This is a genomic window from Giesbergeria sinuosa, from assembly GCF_042652905.1.
In the GTDB taxonomy this organism is placed as follows: Bacteria; Pseudomonadota; Gammaproteobacteria; order Burkholderiales; family Burkholderiaceae_C; genus Simplicispira; species Simplicispira sinuosa.
Map to the genome: position 1 here is coordinate 32038 of NZ_JBHSHJ010000003.1, position 18882 is coordinate 50919.

Annotated in this window: 21 protein-coding genes and 2 pseudogenes; 5 read left to right on the forward strand and 18 right to left on the reverse strand. The window is 61.7% G+C overall.

Features of this window, described 5'->3' with window-relative positions:
* Window positions 1-6 precede the first annotated feature (6 nt).
* The 9 genes and pseudogenes from ACFO6X_RS04715 to ACFO6X_RS04755 form a co-directional block, all read right to left on the reverse strand.
* On the reverse strand, window positions 7-276 hold the full coding sequence (locus ACFO6X_RS04715; RefSeq protein WP_382430582.1) for a VirB3 family type IV secretion system protein: 270 nt from the start codon (window positions 274-276) through the stop codon (window positions 7-9).
* On the reverse strand, window positions 273-659 hold the full coding sequence (locus tag ACFO6X_RS04720; RefSeq protein WP_382430584.1) for a TrbC/VirB2 family type IV secretion system protein: 387 nt from the start codon (window positions 657-659) through the stop codon (window positions 273-275). The genes ACFO6X_RS04715 and ACFO6X_RS04720 overlap by 4 nt, the downstream gene beginning before the upstream one ends.
* On the reverse strand, window positions 656-1693 hold the full coding sequence (gene trbB / locus ACFO6X_RS04725; RefSeq protein ID WP_382431250.1) for a P-type conjugative transfer ATPase TrbB: 1038 nt from the start codon (window positions 1691-1693) through the stop codon (window positions 656-658). Before trbB ends, ACFO6X_RS04720 begins: the two co-directional genes overlap by 4 nt.
* A pseudogene (locus ACFO6X_RS04730) lies at window positions 1676-2110 on the reverse strand (CopG family transcriptional regulator); the annotation flags it as partial. The pseudogene ACFO6X_RS04730 and the gene trbB, both read right to left, overlap by 18 nt.
* Window positions 2107-4113 carry a conjugal transfer protein TraG gene (locus ACFO6X_RS04735; protein ID WP_382430586.1) on the reverse strand — a complete coding sequence of 669 codons (2007 nt, stop codon included), beginning with the start codon at window positions 4111-4113 and terminating at the stop codon, window positions 2107-2109. The pseudogene ACFO6X_RS04730 and the gene ACFO6X_RS04735, both read right to left, overlap by 4 nt.
* Before the next feature lie 235 nt (window positions 4114-4348).
* Window positions 4349-4615 carry an EexN family lipoprotein gene (locus ACFO6X_RS04740; RefSeq protein WP_382430588.1) on the reverse strand — a complete coding sequence of 89 codons (267 nt, stop codon included), beginning with the start codon at window positions 4613-4615 and terminating at the stop codon, window positions 4349-4351.
* A complete protein-coding gene (locus ACFO6X_RS04745) occupies window positions 4612-5556 on the reverse strand; it encodes a LysR family transcriptional regulator (RefSeq protein ID WP_382430590.1) in 945 nt (314 codons plus the stop codon). Before ACFO6X_RS04745 ends, ACFO6X_RS04740 begins: the two co-directional genes overlap by 4 nt.
* Before the next feature lie 57 nt (window positions 5557-5613).
* The gene (locus tag ACFO6X_RS04750; RefSeq protein ID WP_382430591.1) at window positions 5614-6210 is read right to left on the reverse strand and encodes a carboxymuconolactone decarboxylase family protein; all 597 of its coding nucleotides are present in this window, start codon (window positions 6208-6210) and stop codon (window positions 5614-5616) included.
* Window positions 6211-6230: 20 nt separating this feature from the next.
* A complete protein-coding gene (locus ACFO6X_RS04755) occupies window positions 6231-7391 on the reverse strand; it encodes a YbfB/YjiJ family MFS transporter (protein ID WP_382430592.1) in 1161 nt (386 codons plus the stop codon).
* A 63-nt stretch (window positions 7392-7454) separates the two neighbouring features.
* Here ACFO6X_RS04755 and ACFO6X_RS04760 point away from each other — a divergent pair, with 63 nt between their 5' ends.
* From ACFO6X_RS04760 to ACFO6X_RS04770, 3 genes are all read left to right on the forward strand, one after another.
* Window positions 7455-8324, forward strand: coding sequence for a LysR family transcriptional regulator (locus ACFO6X_RS04760; RefSeq protein WP_382430593.1), 870 nt, complete (start codon window positions 7455-7457; stop codon window positions 8322-8324).
* A 70-nt stretch (window positions 8325-8394) separates the two neighbouring features.
* Window positions 8395-8835, forward strand: coding sequence for a GNAT family N-acetyltransferase (locus ACFO6X_RS04765; RefSeq protein ID WP_382430594.1), 441 nt, complete (start codon window positions 8395-8397; stop codon window positions 8833-8835).
* Window positions 8836-8838: 3 nt separating this feature from the next.
* Window positions 8839-9366 carry a 2-thiouracil desulfurase family protein gene (locus tag ACFO6X_RS04770; RefSeq protein ID WP_382430595.1) on the forward strand — a complete coding sequence of 176 codons (528 nt, stop codon included), beginning with the start codon at window positions 8839-8841 and terminating at the stop codon, window positions 9364-9366.
* Here the strand turns inward: ACFO6X_RS04770 and gcvA are convergent.
* Window positions 9363-10265, reverse strand: coding sequence for a transcriptional regulator GcvA (gcvA, locus tag ACFO6X_RS04775; RefSeq protein WP_382430597.1), 903 nt, complete (start codon window positions 10263-10265; stop codon window positions 9363-9365). The genes ACFO6X_RS04770 and gcvA overlap by 4 nt on opposite strands.
* Window positions 10266-10383: 118 nt before the next feature.
* Between gcvA and ACFO6X_RS04780 the strand changes: the two genes are divergently transcribed.
* Together ACFO6X_RS04780 and ACFO6X_RS04785 are read left to right on the forward strand one after the other, a co-directional pair.
* Window positions 10384-11811 carry an L-lactate permease gene (locus tag ACFO6X_RS04780; protein WP_382430599.1) on the forward strand — a complete coding sequence of 476 codons (1428 nt, stop codon included), beginning with the start codon at window positions 10384-10386 and terminating at the stop codon, window positions 11809-11811.
* Window positions 11812-11823: 12 nt separating this feature from the next.
* A complete protein-coding gene (locus ACFO6X_RS04785; protein ID WP_382430601.1) occupies window positions 11824-12213 on the forward strand; it encodes a DUF4260 domain-containing protein in 390 nt (129 codons plus the stop codon).
* Window positions 12214-12222: 9 nt separating this feature from the next.
* Here the strand turns inward: ACFO6X_RS04785 and ACFO6X_RS04790 are convergent, their stop codons facing one another.
* The 8 genes and pseudogenes from ACFO6X_RS04790 to ACFO6X_RS04825 form a co-directional block, all read right to left on the reverse strand.
* Window positions 12223-14199 carry a DUF3363 domain-containing protein gene (locus tag ACFO6X_RS04790; RefSeq protein ID WP_382430603.1) on the reverse strand — a complete coding sequence of 659 codons (1977 nt, stop codon included), beginning with the start codon at window positions 14197-14199 and terminating at the stop codon, window positions 12223-12225.
* 308 nt (window positions 14200-14507) lie between these two features.
* Window positions 14508-14981 (reverse strand): annotated as a pseudogene (locus ACFO6X_RS04795) (S26 family signal peptidase); the annotation flags it as partial.
* Window positions 14978-15523: a DUF2840 domain-containing protein gene (locus ACFO6X_RS04800; protein ID WP_382430605.1), complete on the reverse strand. Its 546-nt coding sequence runs from the start codon at window positions 15521-15523 to the stop codon at window positions 14978-14980. The pseudogene ACFO6X_RS04795 and the gene ACFO6X_RS04800, both read right to left, overlap by 4 nt.
* Window positions 15520-15804 (reverse strand): chromosome partitioning protein ParB, encoded by a 285-nt coding sequence (locus tag ACFO6X_RS04805; protein ID WP_382430607.1) that lies wholly within the window; start codon window positions 15802-15804, stop codon window positions 15520-15522. Before ACFO6X_RS04805 ends, ACFO6X_RS04800 begins: the two co-directional genes overlap by 4 nt.
* Window positions 15801-16439: a ParA family partition ATPase gene (parA, locus tag ACFO6X_RS04810; protein WP_382430609.1), complete on the reverse strand. Its 639-nt coding sequence runs from the start codon at window positions 16437-16439 to the stop codon at window positions 15801-15803. The genes ACFO6X_RS04805 and parA overlap by 4 nt, the downstream gene beginning before the upstream one ends.
* 265 nt (window positions 16440-16704) lie before the next feature.
* Window positions 16705-17550 carry a replication initiator protein A gene (locus ACFO6X_RS04815; RefSeq protein WP_382430610.1) on the reverse strand — a complete coding sequence of 282 codons (846 nt, stop codon included), beginning with the start codon at window positions 17548-17550 and terminating at the stop codon, window positions 16705-16707.
* A gap of 26 nt (window positions 17551-17576) precedes the next feature.
* On the reverse strand, window positions 17577-17861 hold the full coding sequence (locus ACFO6X_RS04820) for a helix-turn-helix domain-containing protein (protein WP_183018174.1): 285 nt from the start codon (window positions 17859-17861) through the stop codon (window positions 17577-17579).
* 113 nt (window positions 17862-17974) lie between these two features.
* Window positions 17975-18742, reverse strand: coding sequence for a DUF2285 domain-containing protein (locus ACFO6X_RS04825; RefSeq protein ID WP_382430613.1), 768 nt, complete (start codon window positions 18740-18742; stop codon window positions 17975-17977).
* Between the last annotated feature and the right edge of the window lie 140 nt (window positions 18743-18882).

Sequence of the window (18882 nt, forward strand, 5' to 3'; positions counted from 1 at the left end):
TCTCCCTCACACGTCCAGCAGCGGCTTGTGCTTGATGTGCCTGGCGAAGACCGGCATGAACTGCGGATCGACATGCACACCCCAGACCGCCAGCGAATGGCCGACGATCCAGAGCACCACGCCGGGAATCCACAATTGCAGACCCAGCCCGACGGCGGCGGCCAGCGTGCCGTTGGCAATCGCCACGGTGCGCGGCGCTCCTCCCAGCAGGATCGGCTCGGTCAGCGAGCGATGCAACGGCACTTCAAAGCCCGGAAGATCAGTGGCCGTGCTCATACGACGGCCCCGCCGGAGAAGCTGAAGAACGAGAGGAAGAAGCTCGAAACCGCGAAGGCAATGGACAGGCCGAAGACGATCTGGATCAGCTTGCGAAAGCCGCCGCTGGTATCGCCGAAGGCCAACGCCAGGCCGGTGGCGATGATGATGATCACCGCGACGATGCGGGCCACCGGCCCCTGGATGGATTCGAGGATGGATTGCAGCGGGCCTTCCCACGGCATCGAGGAACCGGCGGCCTGCGCCGTGCCCGCCAGCAACAGCATCAACACCGCGAGCAGCAACCCTTGTCCTGCAGGTCGGGCCAGGCGATGCAAACGCGCCAGCATGGGCAGCGGGGAAAGCAGATTTACAGAAAGATGGAAAGCATCAACGTGCGTCATGGCAGTTCTCCAGGTTGGTTAGTGGTCGGGCAAGGCGCAGCGGCAGCGGCTGCAAGAGGAACCGGCGGCAGCTCGGGAAGCTGCGCTTCCAGCGCATCCGCCAGGCGGTAGCCCGCGCCGTCGAAACCGACGACGCGAGAAATGGTTTCGATGTGGCGCTTGCGGCCACGGCCTGCGATGTGGATCACGACATTGACCGCCTCGGCGATCAGGGCGCGGGGCGGATTCACCGCCACTTCGAGGATCAGTTGCTCCAGGCGCAGCAGTGCGCCCAAGGCGGAGCCGGCATGGATGGTGGCGATGCCACCGGGGTGGCCGGTGCCCCATACCTTCACCAGATCCAACGCTTCGCCGCCGCGCACTTCGCCCACAATCACGCGATCCGGGCGCAGCCGCATCGTGGCGCGCACCAACTCCTGCATCGACACCACGCCCGCACGGGTGCGCAGCGGTACATGGTCAGGGGCAGCGCATTGCAGTTCGATGGTGTCTTCGAGCACCAGCACGCGGTCGCCGGTGGCGGCGATCTCGGCCAGCAAAGCATTGGCGAGCGTGGTCTTGCCGGTGCTGGTGCCGCCGGCGATCAGGATGTTCTGTCGCTCTCGCACGGCATGGCACAGGAACTCGGCCTGCCCAGCGGTCAGGATGCCATCAGCCACATAGCGATCCAGACCGATGATGCTCACGGCGCGCTTGCGCAGCGCAAAGGCCGGTCCGGGTGCGGCGGGCGGTAGGATGCCCTCGAAGCGTTCGCCGGTTTCTGGCAGTTCGGCGGTCAAGAGCGGTTGGCCGCGATGCACCTCCGCACCGACATGGGCGGCCACCAGACGGATGATGCGTTCGCCATCGGCTTCGGGCAGTTCGACGCAGAGCGGTGCACGGCCAGAGGACAGACGATCCACCCACAATGTCCGGTCGGGGTTGAGCATCACTTCCACCACGTCCGGGTCTTCCAGCGCAGCGGCGATCACCGGCCCCATCGCCGTGCGCAGCATCTGGATGCGGCGATCCTGGGACGCCGCCGCGTCATCCATGCGTATTGGGTCGGGGTGCAGTTCTTCCACCACGTCGCGCACCAGACTGCGGCCACGCAGCAGGTGGCGAGCCAACTGTCCGACGAACTGCTCGAAGCGCGCCTTGCCCTGTGCGCGAGCTGCGTTCTGATGGGCTTCGGGCACTGGCGTGCTGACGGTCAGGAAGTAGCGAATGAACAGCGCCAGCGTTTCGATCTGGATGTTCTGGTCACGCTCCAGACGCTCGGCCTGCCGCGACAGACGATCCAGCCGCTTGGCAATCGCCGCCTCGCGCTGGTCGCCGGCATCGGGAGACAGCCAGGCTGCCAAGGCAGCGGCGACGATGCTGGACTTGGACACGCCTTTCTTGGCGGCCAGCTCGTCCAGGCGCTTGGCATGCTCGTGCTGGATGAAAAGGTTCAATCGGTATTGGCTCATAGGTCAATTCCGTCGTTGGGGTCGAGAGATGCCAGCCGCGCCGTGCGTTGCAGAGCGGGATCGAGCTGGCCGGGAAGCACCGGGGTCATGTCGTCGTAATCGAGCAGCGACAGGTCACTGGCCGGGGCATCCATCTCGGGGGCGTAGGCAATGGCTTCGGACAGTTCGGGCTGGCGGCGTGGGCCGTCGTCGTCGGTCGAACCCAAGGCCTCCAGGTCATCGGCGGATGCCGTGGCCGGTGCCGCAGGAACCGCAGGTATTGCCAAACCGCTCCAGTCGTCAGGCCGTGCAGGCGGCACATCGGCATAGCGACCTGCCGTCACCGCAGGCGGTGGCAATACCCGCTGCTTGAAATTGGCGTCGGCGAAGTAGCGCAGCTTCTTCGCCTTGATCGGCGGCAGGCTGGACACCATCACCACCGCTTCGTCGGGCGGAAGCTGCATCACTTCGCCCGGCGTCAGCAGCGGCCGTGCGGTTTCTTGGCGCGACACCATCAGGTGCCCCAGCCACGGTGCAAGCCGATGGCCTGCGTAGTTGCGCTGGGCGCGCAACTCAGTGGCCGTGCCCAAGGTTTCGGAAATGCGCTTGGCTGTGCGTTCGTCGTTGGTGGCGAAGGTCACGCGCACATGGCAGTTGTCCAGAATCGAATGGTTCTGCCCATACGCCTTGTCGATCTGGTTGAGCGACTGCGCGATCAGAAAGCTGCGGATGCCGTAGCCCGCCATGAAGGCCAGCGCCGTCTCGAAGAAGTCCAGGCGGCCCAGCGCCGGGAACTCATCGAGCATCAGCAGCAGCTTGTGGCGGCGCTCGATGCCGTCGCTGCCGTCGAGCGATTCGGTAAGCCGCCGGCCGATCTGGTTGAGAATCAAACGGATCAGGGGCTTGGTGCGGGAAATGTCCGACGGCGGCACCACCAGGTACAGCGAGACGGGATGCTCTGCAGCAATCAGGTCAGCAATGCGCCAGTCGCAGCGCGAAGTGACTTCAGCCACGGTCGGATCACGGTACAGGCCGAGGAACGACATAGCTGTGGACAGCACGCCCGACCGCTCGTTGTCCGACTTGTTGAGCACTTCACGGGCAGCGGATGCAACGACGGGATGTTGGGTATCGCCCAGGTGCTTCGTCGCCATCATCCGGTGCAAGGTCAGCTCGAACGGGCTGGCCGGATCGGACAGGAAGTTGGCGACGCCACGCAGCGTCTTGTCTTCGCCCGCATACAACACATGCAGGATCGCGCCGACCAGTAGCGCGTGACTGGTCTTCTCCCAGTGATTGCGCTTTTCAAGCGCACCTTCGGGATCGACCAGGATGTCGGCGATGTTTTGCACGTCGCGGACTTCATGCGCGCCGCGTCGTACCTCCAGCAGCGGGTTGTAGGCCGCCGACTGTGCATCGGTCGGGTTGAACAGCAGGCAGTGCGAGAAGCGCGAACGCCAACCAGCGGTGATCTGCCAGTTCTCGCCCTTAATGTCGTGGATGACGGCGGATGCAGGCCACGACAACAGTGTTGGCACCACCAGGCCCACGCCCTTGCCCGAGCGCGTGGGCGCGAAGGTCAGGACGTGTTCCGGCCCTTCGTGCCGCAGGTAGTGGCCGTCATGCTGACCAAGAAAAACACCAGCAGGCTGCGTCAGCCCGGCCTTGCGAATGTCGGCGGCATCGGCCCAGCGTGCCGAGCCATAGGTCGTCACCTTGCGCGCCTGGCGCGAACGCCACACTGACATGGCGATGGCGACCGCCACGGCCAGCAGGCCGCTGCCCGCCGCGATCATGCCGCCGGTGTCGAACACCTGCGGCGCGTAGGCGTCGAAGAAGAACCACCACTCGAACAGCTTCCACGAGTAATAGACCGGCGTGCCGTACAAGTCGAACCAGGGCGATCCCAGGCGTAGCTGATAGCCCAATCCAGCGGCTGTCCATTGCGTGGCACCCCACACACCGGCGATCACGATGCCGAACACGGCGGCGATCTGCCCGAACAACACACCTTGAGCCTGCATACCATGGCCTCCGATTTCTCCTGCGCTGATTCCCCGTGGAAAACGCGGCACAAAGGCGTGCCCCAGGCGTCAGGATCGGTGCCAGTTCAGTGCCGGTCAAAGACCGTTATCGGCAGCAAGGTGATGTAAGGAACATTGTTTCATGCAGGGACGAAACCAGTAAAAACGCCACAGGCGCGAGCGCACTGCGGCGTGTCGAGAAAGAAAACGAAGATATGCGGCAAGCCGCCAACGGTCAGAACTTCGGCGGCGTTTCCGATGGCGTGTAAGGCACCTTGCCGTCGCCGAAGAAGCGCTTGTTCGACGCTTCGGCCACCCGGTTGCACAGCACGTCGCCCATCGTCGAGCGCTCGGTCTTGCACTGGCGACGCAGTTCCTTCAAACGCTCGGGATCAGCGGCCAGTTCGTCCACGGTCGGCACATTGGCTTGCTGCTTCGGCGGCTCGGACGGGCCGCAGGCCGTGAGTGCTGCAACCAGCAACAAAGGGGTAAGTCGCTTCATGGCTCGATGTCCTCCGGGGGATCGGGTTCAGGTGGTGGCGCGGGTCTCACGCCTTCGGGCAAGTCGATGGCCTGCACCCTTTCGATGAATCGAGACAGCACTTCCGAAGACTCACCTTCTCGATGCAGCAGATAAGTCGTTAGCACAGGGGAACGGCCCGCCAGAGGCCGCGCGACCACACCCGGCTCGCGCCTGGCCGCGATGTGTGGTGCACCAGTCAGGCCCAACGCAAAGCCGGCCGACACCAGCGCCATCATCAAATCGCAGGACGCCACGCGCTCAGCAATCAGCGGCTCCATGTCCGAGCGGCGCAGCACGCGCTCGACTTGGCGCGCATGGCCTTCGCATACTTGTGGATCGCACAGCACCAGAGGATGGCGCAGCAACTCTTCCAGCGGTATGCGCTTGTGCCTGAGCAGTGGATGCCGCGCAGGCACTGCCACCATCAGGGGGTCACTCCAGACTGCTTGAGCCACGACGCCATCGCCCAATTCATCGGACTGCGCGAAACCCACGTCGTAGAGGTCATCATGCAGCCCCTTGATCTGTTGTGACAGCGGCACCTCGAACAGCCGGATCTCTACTTCGGGCTCCTCCTGCCGGCACAACGCTAACAAAGCCGGCAGACGCGACGGCGTGATGCCGTCGGACAGGGCAATGCGCAACTGACCATGAAAGCCATTGACCGCAGCCGGCACGCTGTCGCGGGCTTGTTGCAAGGCCGTGAAGATGCGCGGCACATGCTCCAGAAACAGCTTGCCTGCACGTGTCAGCTTTGTGCTGCGGCTGGTGCGGACGAACAACTGTTCACCCAGGTCTTCTTCCAGCTCTTTGATGGTGCGGGACAGTGGCGACTGCTCGATGTGCAGCCGCTCGGCAGCCCTGGCAAAGTGGAGTTCTTCAGCCACTGCTAAAAAGCATCGAAGGTGGCGCAACTCCATATCGACTCCCTCTCCTCACTTAGCACAGCATCTTGCTGGGGCGTACGACCTGCTCTTTCATGAGGGCAGGCCGGTCAATACCTGTTCACCTTTGGGAGCAGGCGTTCGAGCGACATTCATGATCCAGCAAACGCATGAGAAATAGCCGATCAAGGCACATATCTCCACTACGCCACGCTCGCCCCAACGTTCTCTCGCCGCCTCGTAGGTCGAATCACTAACACCGTGCCGATGCAACAGTTCGGTGGTGAATGCCCATGCATCGGCCTCCTCCTCTGTCATCGTGCGAGGACGGGTCGCTTGAGCCATGTCCTCCAGTGTGGTTTCGGCTACGCCCGCGCCTATCGCCAGAGGAAAATGGACAGCCCATTCAAACTGATTACCTAATTCGCGAGCAACCATCAAAGTCACAAACTCGTTGCCATTTTTTGGCAGAACAGATTCAAACCGCAGATATTCTCCGACGCCGGCCAGTCGCTCAAGCAATACCGGGCTTTGCATCAAAGGAATGAAAGGCCCTTTCACTCCTTTTCGGGGCCCGGCAATCAATGCATCGGCTGCAACTCGTTGAGCCTGCGTCATAGACTCCATCGGCGGTAAGGGCAAACGCTCGCTGCGATTTTGACCAAAGCCTTGCCGAATGGTTGTGTTCATGAGTTCTCCTAAATGAAAGCCTATCGAGAATTAAAACGAACGAGCAATGCGCTGCTTGCCAGCAATGCTGATATCCCTAACCACAGCGCCGAATTGAATGGCCAGCCCACTCGAAGCAAAAAATTGGCTGCAATAGGGCCTGTCAGCTGACCAACAGCAAATGCAGCAGTCATTGATGCCAATAGCTTCTGTGCGTTATGACCTGCCTGTTGCCGCGCCTCCTGCAAACCGATCAAGGTTATGAGCATGAAAGTTCCGCCCACGCAAAACGCAGCTACCGAGAGCCCGAATAGGCTAGGTACGACGATGGGCATAAATATCCCAATGGCCATGACCACTTGCGCACCAGCCCAGATATATTTCCGGGGCCAACGCACAAGGAAACCTACGCACAATGTGGACAGGGCCGCAGCCATACCGAATAGTGGCCACACCCAACCAAAAAGCACTGGGTCATTGAGTAGCGAACGCGCTTGAGAGGGTAAATACGTCGCGGGAAGGATGTAACCGAAGCCGAACAAGCCATAACAAAGAACCAGCGAATACACGCCCCGTGGCAGTGGTGCCTCTAGCGTCATTCGCGTACCTCCCTGTGAGTGGAGGGGGGCGTTTTTCCTATCTATCTTGAATGTCATCAACGTGCCAATCAGCGCCAGCCCCGAAAGGGCAAGCCAAAGTACCGAGACTCCCAGCCCCAGCAGTGCGCCCACGTGACAAATCAGCCCGACCAAGGTAATGCCGATTCCGACGCCAGCAAACACAAGACCGTCGAGACGACGAACATCTAACGCCGCGAGATGGGCCAGCACGACACTTGCCGTCCCGACTAAAACCCAGGCGCTAGCGATGCCCGCGATGAACCGCATTCCCAGCCACCATGTGAAAGACTCGGGAACAGCCATTGCCGCAGTGCTCACGACGACAGCCCATAAGCCACATCGCATCAACACGAGCGCAGATATACCCCTCGTTCCGGCAAGCACGGCTCCTATGAAGTATCCCGAGTAGTTGGCTACCGCCAACCACCCTCCGCCAGAGAATGAAAGCCCGAGGTCTGCTTGCATCAATGGCAACTGAGGAGTGAATGCAAAACGGCCGACTCCCATCGCCACAGCGAGTGCTACAAGACCACTCAGAGCGATGCCAAGGCTTGTCGGAGCAGATGTGTGAAATTTGTCCATGCGCCATTCTGGCGCGCTATAATTTTCTCGTAAATTGAATTATAGAGAATTAATTTTCTTTAAATGAGAAACTTCGACCTGGACGATCTGTCCATTGTTCAAGCTGTAGTGGCGCACGGTGGCGTTGCTCGGGCGGCACAAGCTCTGCACCGTGTGCCGTCCAACATCACTACGCGCATCAAGCAACTTGAAGCCCGCATGGGGCTAGAGTTGTTCGTGCGTCGTGGTCGTAGTCTGGTACCCACAGAGGAGGGCCGCTTGTTGGTCAGCTATGCGGAGCGTCTACTGCGATTAGCTGATGAGGCAGAGTCGGCCCTGCGAACAGGGAAGCTACTGGGGACATTGCGTATCGGCTCGTTGGAAAGTACCGCAGGTAGCCGGTTGCCAGAGCTTTTGTCACGTTACAACCAAACTAACCCTGCGGTGCGGATTGAGCTTGTTACTGGGACAACCGGTGCGCTGATCAGCAGACTGGCGCGCCATGACATCGAAGCCGCCTTCGTTTCAGAACCTTTTCATGCTCCAGGTGTGGCTGCTGAACCCATTTTTCAAGAAACGCTGGTGCTCATTACTGGTTCACATATTAATTCATTGTCCAGTCTCGCTAGTATGGGAAATTTTGCACTTATTGCCTTTGCAAGCGGCTGCTCATATCGTCGTCTGCTGGAGCAATGGCAGAGTGAAAATGGGGTGAGTGTTTCCGGTGTTTTGGAATTCTCATCGTATCCAGCGATTGTCGCATGTGTCGCGGCAGGTACTGGCGTGGCAATTGTTCCGAAATCCGTTCTGGCCGGTTTGCATGCGGCTCAAATGGTGCGTGTCCATGAGCTACCCGCACACATGGCATCCAATAGAACGCATTTGATTTGGCATGAGGGAAAAGAATCCTTGGCACTGAAGAGCATGCGCCAACTTCTAATCTCAGCAGAGTAGATCAATCATTATTTTGAATGAGCCAGATGATTGTTTAAATTTGTGAAAAATATTTTTTAGGACAAAAAAATTGTTTCTCCCCATCCAAAAATCAGATATCCAGAAATGTGCTAGTTTATACACACAGGTTTTTTCCTCTCCACCTTGGAGCGAACCGTGGACTGATGAAGAAGCGGATAATCGTCTGCGCTACTTAATGGATAGCAAAGGGTTTTTTGGTTTCTTGGCAGAAAAAGATGGCAAGACCATAGGATTCGTTCTGGGTACCACTGAGCCCTTTGTAGGAGGAAATGCTTTTTATCTCCGCGAAATGTGCGTTTGCCCCACTGAACAGGGACAGGGCATTGGCAAGGAATTGATAGCGTATCTCCATACGGCGCTTGTTGCTCTTGATGTCTCTCGCTCCTACCTCATCACGCAAAGAGGCGGGCATGCGGCGCGCTTCTATGAAAAAAATGGCTATATCCAGGAAGTTGACGATGCCGTATACCAAGCTGATCTGAAGGAATAGCACATGCAGCGGATTCTTGTCAGTGCGTGCTTGCTGGGCGAGCAGGTGCGCTACGACGGTTCTCACAAGCGATCTCGCCACCCGATTCTTCAACAGTGGGTTGCAGAGAACAGGGTGATCTCCATCTGTCCAGAGTTATCAGGGGGCATGCCTGTTCCACGTCTACCGGCAGAAATAGCGTCCGGTGAGGGCGGAGAAAAAGTTCTCCAAAGACAAACGAGCGTTGTGGACTCATCCGGAGCTGATGTTTCTCACACGTTTATTGTTGGCGCACAAAATGCACTTCGCATAGCGCGCTTACACGAGATTCACATAGCTGTACTGAAAGAAGGCAGCCCTTCATGCGGCTCTCACCAAGTCTATGATGGCTCGTTTAAGGGGCATCTGGTTGCGGGGCAAGGTGTAACGGCTACATTGCTGAGAATATCTGGCATCTTCGTTTTTAGTGAGATGGAGTTCAACGATGCCCATAACATGCTGCTCCATCTGGAAGCAGACGGTATCGCTAGTCCAATTTTCCATAAGCCCTAAATCTCAATTTCTTTCGAACACCGCTTTGCTTCGTTCAGCAACCATGCACGGAACAAGGCTACATCAGGCCTGCTGGAGACAGCGGATGCAGGATATACAAGCCAGTAGCTGTAATCGTTAGGCTGGGTAATCGAGAAAGGCTGAACGAGACGGCCTGCCCGAAGTGCATCGCCAGCCAACAGCAGCTTTCCGAGTGCGACACCTTGACCGTCGATGGCCGCTTGAAGGACATGGCTGTGATCATCGAATTTTGGGCCGCTGCCAGCGTTCGGATTCATGACTCCCACATGAGTAAACCAGTAAGGCCATGCGTCCTTAGGGGTGTCGTGCAAAAGACATTTCGCAAGCAGGTCTGCGGGTTCCATCAACGGACGATCCGATGCCTGCAATGAGGGGCTGCAAAGCGGCGACAGCATTTCCCGCGCAATCAAATCAGCTTTCAGCCCTCGCCAACGTCCGAGCCCCGAGCGGATGCCTACATCGAAGCGGTCATCAGACACGTCCCATAGTTCGCCCGAGCTGGTCAGCTTCAGCTCAATGTCCGGGTGCATTTCCCTAAAAGCGCCCAGACGCGGTACCAACCAGCAAGTGGCAAAAGACGGCAACACCGTGATGCGCAAAGGCCCATCATCGCGTTCACGCAGTGAACTGCTGACGAAGGACAGCCGATCCAACATGGCTGTCAGTTCCGGCAGCCAAGCCTGTCCCTTGTCGGTCAGGCGCAGCGCATGTCCCGCACGCAAGAACAGCGCAGAACCCAGCCACTCTTCCAGTTGCCGTACCTGCTGACTGATGGCTGCCTGGGTTACGCACAGTTCCGCCGCCGCACGGGTAAAACTCATGTGCCTCGCTGCAGCTTCGAAAGCACGCAATGCGGTTAGTGGGGGAAGGCGTCTCATGACAGATGACCAGTTCTTGATTAGATATACTTATGGAGGGAATCAGTATAAGTCGCTGGCAGGTATTCAGGTCAAGGTGTCAAATGATTAAGTTATTGCGCCAGCCCTCGTAGCCCCAATGCTTTCGTTACTTCATATCTCCCCTGTTCTGTTGGTTCTCTCTGCGATTCTTATATTCAAACAACCGCCTGTCAGGGCGGCTCTTGTCGGTGCCACCCTTGCCGTTGCACTCATGTTCCTTGGCGCCGGGCAACCGCTTTCACGCGAACTCTCGCAATGGATCGCACAAGACACGCTGATTCTGTTTGTCAGCGTGGCGTTCGTACTAGCCCCCGGAATGATGTTGGTCGTTCTGATTGAGCGTACGGGCGCAACCCAGGCTCTGAGCACATGGGTAGGCAACCTAAAGCTGCAAGGCGTTCAGCAGTTGGGCTTCATCGTGCTGGGGCTTGCCCCTTTGCTGGAATCAATGACGGGATTCGGTGTTTCACTGATTGCCGTCATTCCTGTATTGCTGGCACTTTTTGACCGTGACAAAGCACTGCGCATTGCATTGGCTGGAATGGTCATCATGCCCTGGGGAACCTTGGGGCTGGCAACGGTGGTGGGAGCCACACTGCTAGATGTGGCACCAGCGAAATTGGCCAGTCAAACAGCAATCACAAGTGCGCCAGTGTTTGTTGGTTTGGCTTTGACGGCCACCTGGATTGCCGGTTATCGCAAACTGACTGCCTATATCTCAATGCTGGCCATAGCGATGCTGTTTGTGTCGGTTTTATATGTCGCCTCGGCTTGGCTTGGTCCGGAAATCGCGGGGGTGAGTGCGGGTTTCGCTGTCGTGCTGGTGGGGCTGCTGAAGTCATGTCCAAAAATTCCCTCCGCAATTCATTGGCCGGCAGCAGCATGGCCTTACATGCTGCTATTCTTCTGCGTTATCGCACTCAAGATACTTGTTGTTGTAACTCAGGCCGACATATGGCTGGTGGTACAAGGGGCAAGCATTGCATGGAAGCCACTGGCGTCTCCGGGAGTCCCGATACTACTCGTGTGCTTGGTTTTGCTTGCTCGACGAGATGAGCGCCTCGGGCTTCAGACGTTTTGGCAATCGGTGTCCCAGCGAGCGCGGCGCCCGTTACTGACGATTCTGTGTTTCTTGTTCATGTCACAAGTCATGGTGAAGGCGGGTTTTCTTTCGGGTGTGCGCGACAGGCTCTCTGCCATGGATAGTGAGTTGCTGCCATTCTTGGGCGCCATACTTGGGGGGATCGGTGGCTACCTCACAGGGTCAAACGTGGGCGGCAACGTTCTCATGATGCCAGCCATCGCAGACCTTCCAGCATCGTTACTTCCCAGCATGGCAGCCACACTGAACAGTGCGGCCGGCCATGCAGCACTGGGTTCTTTACCCATGATTGCTACGATTGCTGGCTTGGCAAAAATCAATAATCCAGAAGAACAACGTCTGGTGCGCTTCGCTCTTGTCGTTGTGGTAGTCAATATGGCCCTGGTGGGGTGTGCTGGTGCATTTTTGGCTTATTTTAATTAAAAGGATAATTCGGTGACGGAAAAAGGCTCAGTATCAGGCGGCATCAAAGATCTATTGAGAATTGAAGGGTTGACGGTTTTGTTGCTCAGTTTATTTGCATATTCTGAGTTTGGTTCGGGCTGGGGATTATTTGCACTTTGCTTCCTTCTCCCGGATTTGTCTTTGCTCGGCTATATCGTGGGTGCTCGGATCGGTGCGGTGCTATACAACACTGCTCACTCTTACGTTGGCGCTTTGCTTTGCGTAGCAGCAGGCGTGTATCTCTCTCAGCCATTGGCAGTTTCATCGGGAATCATCTGGATCGCTCATATTGGCTTTGATCGCTCACTTGGATATGGATTGAAGTACGAGAACGGCTTCCGATTCACTCACCTTGGAACAATCGGGCGACCAAAAAGCTGACGTTCAGCTCTACGAAACACTCGGGCTTCGGCCCAAGTTCCAAGACACGCCACCGCCGCGCACCGTCGCGGCGAGTTGCTGCCCCAGCCACTGTTCGATCACCGGCCGCCAGGGCACCAAGCTGAACCCCATGCCGTCATCGAGCATCGCGTAGCGACCGCTGGCAAGCATGACCGAGCGCCGGTAGATGCCGGCCACACGCTGACCGTCGGCGACGGGTCGATGCTCCAAACCGGTATCGGCGGCAATGTCCTTTGCAGCCTGCGCCAGTTCCCGATTGCGCAGCGTGCCCAAGAGGTTACGGGCGAGGATCACGCGCTGCCCGCGCCGCTCGGCCAGCCCCTGCTCAGCGAGGAACTCACCGCGCTGTTGCAGGGTGTTCTTCACCTCGCCGCCAAAGCCCAGGTCGCCCAGTCCCTTGCCGCCGCTGATCAACTGCTGATCCAGCCAGGTCGCGCCGATCACGCGCGCCTGCCGCTCAATCGGCAGGTAAGATTTGAGTTCCACGGCGACACCGCCCAGGCGCTGCGCATCGTACTGGCGGCCACGCTCGGCCAGGTCGTCCGGCACCTTCCATAGCCCTTCGGCCACACGCTCCACGATGCCAGCCCGGCGTAGAGCTTCCAGCCGCCGGACGTGGGCGGCGACGACTTGCTGCGGGTCGCGTCCGGGCGTGGCCCGGCCCTGTTCAATGGCCAAGTGATGATCGGCACGGTACAGGCCATCGCTCGCCAGCGCAGCGATGTTCTTATCGGCGGCGCGCACGTCGGCCGACTCCTTCACTTCCACCACCGCGCCCGTGGGATAGTTCGCCAGCTCGTCGCGGGCGTTCAACGCGACGTAGTGGGCCTTGCCGTCCACGCCGTCGATGACCAGATAGCCTCGGTCGCGCAACTCGTCGGCCACGCCCTTGGCGGCCACGCGGCCGATGACGGTACGGCCATCCTTGCCCGGCTCGAACACCGCCAGCTCGCGCGGTTGCCCGCTCATAGCCCGCTGCATGGTGCGGATGATGTCGCCGCGCTCGCCCAGGGCGCGCAAGGTCTTCTCGGCGTCGGTATGGATGGCCCAGGTTCCGGGCTGCACCTCATCGGCCAGGCCCAGGCGCTGCAAGCGTTGCAGGCGGCCGATCAGCAGCAGGCGTTGGCGTTGCAAGCGGGGTTCGTTAAGCCGCTCGACCTGCACCCGGCCATCGTCGCCAGCCTCGCGCTGCAAGGTACGATCCAGGCTCGTCCACCGCTCCTGTTCCACCTCGCGCCCCAAGGTCTGCTGGATCTCCAGTTCGGTGCGTGGCCCCAGCCACTCGGTCGCCAGTTCGGCGGCGCGGTGGCGGAAGCCGTGGGCGATGTAGTCGCCCGCGATGATGAGGTCTTTGCCGGTGTCGTCGCGCCCGCGCACGATCAGGTGGGTGTGCGGGTTGTCGGTGTTCCAGTGATCCACCGCCACCCAATCCAGCCGCGTGCCCAGGTCGGCTTCCATGCGGTTCACCAGATGCCGGGTGTAGGTGCGCAGGTCGTCCAGTTCCGCGCCGTCTTCGGGGGACACGATGAAGCGGAAATGATGCCGGTCGTCGGCGCAGCGTTCCTTGAAGGCATCCAGGTCGGCTTCGTCGGCCTGTGCCCCATAGGCCCGGCCCGGTTCGCCATCGCGGCCTGCGCCGTCGCGCTCGATGTAGCGCAGGTGTTTGGCGAGCGATTGCGGGCTGGCCCGCTGGTGATTGACCAGCAAGGTCTTGATAGTCACGCGCCGCGACATGGGCGTCAGCTTCTCCCCGGCGAAGCGCGCCGCCGTATGGCCGCGCCCCAGGCGCGAGCCGGGGCGCTGGCCGGTGCCGGCCGCCCCAGGACGGCGCACCGCCGACTTGCCGCTGCTGGCTTTGCCAGCCTGCTTGAGCACCTTGGAAACGAAACTCTGGCCTTGGCCCTTGCCCCGGTTCTTCGGGGCGCTCGGACGCACCCGGAAATCGTCATCGCGGCGGTTGGTCATCGCCGTTCTCCCTGCAAGCTCTGGCGTGTCCGGTCGTGCGAAGCACGCGGACATGCCTGCATTGGCGCGACCCTCGCGCCGAACGCGGCACGGCGGCAAAGCCGCTCCGTGCCGCACCACCCCCACGTGCAGACTGGCTTTCGACGCGGGCCGGTGCCGCGTCCTTTTGTCTTGCCTTCCGCCTTTGCCCTTCGCTGTCGCTCCGGGCGTCGGCGGCCCGGCGACGCTGCGCTGCCTGCAGCCAGCGCGCCGGTGAACGCGCCAATGGCCGCAGGCCGGGCGCGTTCGAGGCAAGACGCCTGCACGTTCTCCAGCCAGATCGGGCGCGCAACGCCGATCACGGCGGATGCGCTGACCGGGCCGAAATACCGACTGTCGAAGGACGCCGGATTGGTCACACTGAGCAGGAAAAGTTCGCCAGGGCGAAGCTGCCGGCATTGCGGCCAGGATGGCAGCGGCCGGCCCAGCCGATCAGCAGGCAGCACGGCGGCCGAAGGCACGCCGTCGATGCGCACCTGACCGGCGACGATGCAGACGTGTTGCGGCGCCACCGCGCCCACACGTTTGAGCAGCGGCACGCGCGTCGGCAGGTAGCCGCGCTGCGCAGCGAGCGTGGCAGCCGTGGCCGGCAGCGGCGACACGAGAGCCGCCCAGGCCAGCGCAGCGAAGCAGATGGCGGCCAGTGTCGCCGCGATGATGCGAGCGCGCAAACGTGAACGCGGGTGCGAGCGAGGACGTGGCGCAACGGTGGGTGTGCTGGCCGTGGTGATCGGGGCGGTCATGGCAGCACCTTCCCGGCCAGCCAGGCGGCCTGCCGCTCGGCGGTGTATTCGGGCAGCGCAAGGCGAGCCGCAAGACGGTTGCCAAGCGTGCGCCAGTACGCAGGCGACACGTCAATGGCGGCGATGCCCAGCGCCTCGATGGCGTCGATGCGTTCCAGCACGGCGCGCACGTTGGCATCGCCTTCGACGTGCAGCAGCAGGCGCGCGCCCGGCTGCACCCCGGGGATGCGCTGCGCCGCGTCCAGCGGTGTGCAAGCCTGCATCACCATGAGCTGCCAGCGGATCGTGCCGTAGTCGTTGGCTTGCCAGCGGATGCGGCAGAACATCGCGCCCGGCAGGAACACCGCGCAGCGCCGCCAGCGGTCGAGCTGGAGCGTGCGCGCCGGTTCGCCGAAGCGCAGATAGAGCTTGAAGCGATGTTCGAGGTAGGCCAGCGAAACGCGCGTCAGCGGCACGTTGCTGGCCTGGCCGGCGAGTACCGCGGGATGCAGCGACGGTGCAGCCGTGGCCGCGCCAGCGGCGGGCGAAGCGGATGCGGTCATGGCGTGTTCTCCCTGCGGTGTTCTGGAAACTCCCGCTCCAGCAGACCGCGCAGCAGGTCAGCCACGGTCACGCCTTGCGTGAAGGCCGACACCTTGATGCGCGCCCGCATGGCGGGCGTGATGTCGAGCGTGAGGCGGGCCGTGTAGAGGTCGCCTTTGCCCAGCGCATCGGCGTCGCCCTGGCGAATCCACGCCTCGGCGTGTGGATTCGCGGGCGGACGTGCGCCGATGCCGACGCGCTTGCCCGGGCGTTTGCCGTTGGGTGGCTGCTGCGCTGTCATGTCGGCCACCGCAGCAGTTCGTCCACCAGGGCGGTGATTTCGCGGGCGGCGGCGCTGTCGGGCGCTGTCTCGCGTGCGAGCCGACCAGCGGCCACGCTGTCGGCGAACACGATGCGCTGATGCACCTCCGAGCGCAGCGCGGGCAGCGGCTGTTCTGCGAGCGATTGCCGCGCCTCGCGGCCGATGATGGTGGTGCTGACGCGCCGATTGATGACGAAGGCCGCGCGCAGCGCAGGCCGGAACACCTGCGCCTCGCGGATCAGCGCCACCATCTCGGCGCTGGCCCACACGTCATAGGGGCTGGGCTGCACCGGGATCAGCACGCGCTCGGCCGCCAGCAGCGCGGAGCGCGCCAGGGCGGCGATGCGCGGCGGCCCGTCGATGATGACGTGATCGGCCCGCCTGGCGAGTTCTGGCGATTCCTGATGCAGCGTTTCGCGGGCAAGGCCCACGGCGCTGAACAGCCGTGGCAAGCCTTGCTGGCTTCTGCGCTGCGTCCAGTCCAGCGAGGAACCCTGCGGGTCGGCATCGAGCAGGACGACATGCTGGCCGCGCATCGCCAGTTCGCCCGCGATGTGCGTGGCGAGCGTCGTCTTGCCGACACCGCCTTTCTGGTTGAGCAGAGCGAGGATCATGGCGCGGCCCTCCCTGCTGGGAAGCCGGGCTTTGCCTGTCGTGCAAAACGCTGTTCGCCGTGCCGTTTGGTGGTTGTCCACCGAAACGGCGCGCTTCTACTAAAAGTTATGTATTTCTTGTTAGGGAAGTTAGAGGGGCGGCAAACCCGCGCCGTTATTGGCTTTCCGGTGTTTTCGTACTCCTGATAGCACGATAGGCGTACTCCCGATAGCACGATACCCGTTACTCCTGATAGCACGAGGCCGTCCACACCTTTTTCCCGAGTTATCCCCGTGCCGTGTGCAGCACGGGCCGGAACGTCAGCAGCTCCATCCCGTCGTCCAGCATCCGCTCGATGCCCAGGACGTAGCCGGGCAGCGACTGCCGCGCCACCAGGACGCGCAGGTCGTAGGCGAAGTCGGAGAAGCGCGCAGCGCTGCCCGACTTGCGGTGCAGGTGCCGGAAGTCGAATTGCCAGCCGCCCGGCTGCTTGCCGCCGTGCTTGCGCACCAGGCGGTACAGCCAGCGTTCGATGCCGCCCTTCAAGCGGAAATAGGCCGGGTCGATGGTCAGCACCAGGGCGGCATCGAGCACGCCAGCATAGAACCAGTCCGGCAGGATCAGTTCGATGCCCAGCGGAACGCCGCTGGCATCGGCCAGTTCCTTCCACTCGTTGATCCACGAGAAGCGATGCAATCGCCTTCCCGTGGTTTCGCGGATGGACGTGGCCACCGTGGTCGATTGCAGCCGGTCGAGCGCGGCTTTCAGCCGCAGGTAGTCGTTGAGCGACGTGCTGCGTCCGATGAAGCGCAGGATCTCGTAGGGGGTGGCGCGTATCCAGCGCGACGGGCGGATGCCCGCGTCGCGCGCCTCCACGATCTGCGAGGCGGCCCATATCAAAACGTCCGCATCCCAAATGGTCGCTATGCCATGCTCTTGCGTGCCTTCCACGCGGATGGTGATGCCGCCGGCGCGGAAGTCGATCGGCGCGATGCGCCGCGACTTGGAGAGCGAGAAGAACGGAAAGGCCATCAAGTCCTGGCTGTCGCGGGGTGCCATGTCGCCCGGCAGCGCGCGGAACAGGTCGAGCTGTTCGCGCTGCGGCAAGGCTTGCCCTGGCGGGCTGGACATGGCGACGGCCACCCACGCGCCAGCGATCAGCGGCCGTCACGGTAGTCGCCCGCGTGGCGTTCGGCATATTCCGGGTCGGACGTCGCCTCGTAGCTGCGCTGGTCGGCCCAGGCATCGAGGTCGGACACCGCGTACATGACGCGCCGGCCGAACTTGCGGAACTTCGGGCCGCCGCCGACCACGCGCTGTTTCTCCAGCGTGCGCGGCGAAAGGCGCAGGTACTCGGCGGCTTCGTCGTTGGTCAGGTAGCGTTGGGGCTGCGCAGGCGCAGCGGCAGCAGCGGCGGCAGGCCGCAAGGGAGCAGGTCGCATGGGATGAACCTCCATCAAGCCCGGCCGCACCACGCGGCCGGATAGAGGCACTTTCGAGAAAGCGAGGCTGCTTGCTAAGGGACGATCTGCGAGGGACGCGAAACGTCCCCCTGCTACAACGGCAGCAGCGGAAGCTGTGCCAGGCGGCGATAGCCGCCGCGCATCAGCGCCTCACCACGGCGCACCAGCCGCCGCACGCGGGCGCGCAAGGCGCTGTCCTTGTGCCAGTCGGCCGCGACCGCATCCACGCCGAACAACCCTTCGGCGACTTCGCGCAAGGACGCGCCCGCCAGGGTCGCGTCGAGCGCCTGCAAGGTGTGCAGCTCCAGCACCGCGCCGGGCGTAGGCCGGGAACGGGCCGCCGCCGCAGGCGCGGCAACCGTGGCGGCGGCCAAGGCATCCAGCTCGGCCACGAGCGTGCGATAGCGAACGCAGGGCATCGCGCAGGCGCGGGTCGCATACAGGTAGGCCATGCCGTCTTCCAGGCCCGGCCCGAGCGCGACCCGCAAGCAGCAGCCCGGCCAGTGTGACACCAGCACCAGGCGCTTGCCGTCGTGGATAAGTTGCTTGCGGCCAGGAACACGCCAGAACTCGAAGGCATGGGCCTCGGGCGGCGGGTCGGCATCCGGGTAAAGCTGCACCACGGCATCGTGATCGGGAAACCAGGCCGGATGCGCGTCGCGCGCATCCAGGGCTGAATCTTCCAACAGGCGCAAGCCCCACGCGTGCGCCGCGTCCGGTCGTCGGCGACGGCGCAGCCAATGGCGGCGGTAGTCGGGATTCCTGCGCAGGTATTCCCAGGCCAGCGCGGGGCCGTCGAGGTGCAGGACGTAGAGATAGGCCGCTGTCGGATACCAGTGTTCGGCGCTGCGATCAGTCATGGCGAAACCTCCCTGTGTATGGGATGCGTCGCCACCATTTCCGCGATACAGGAGCTATCGAAATACCATCAGGTCGTCTTCAAAAACTGTTAGTCTGTAACTAACAATTACAAGACAGTTTGGCTCCTGCGTGTTGCGGA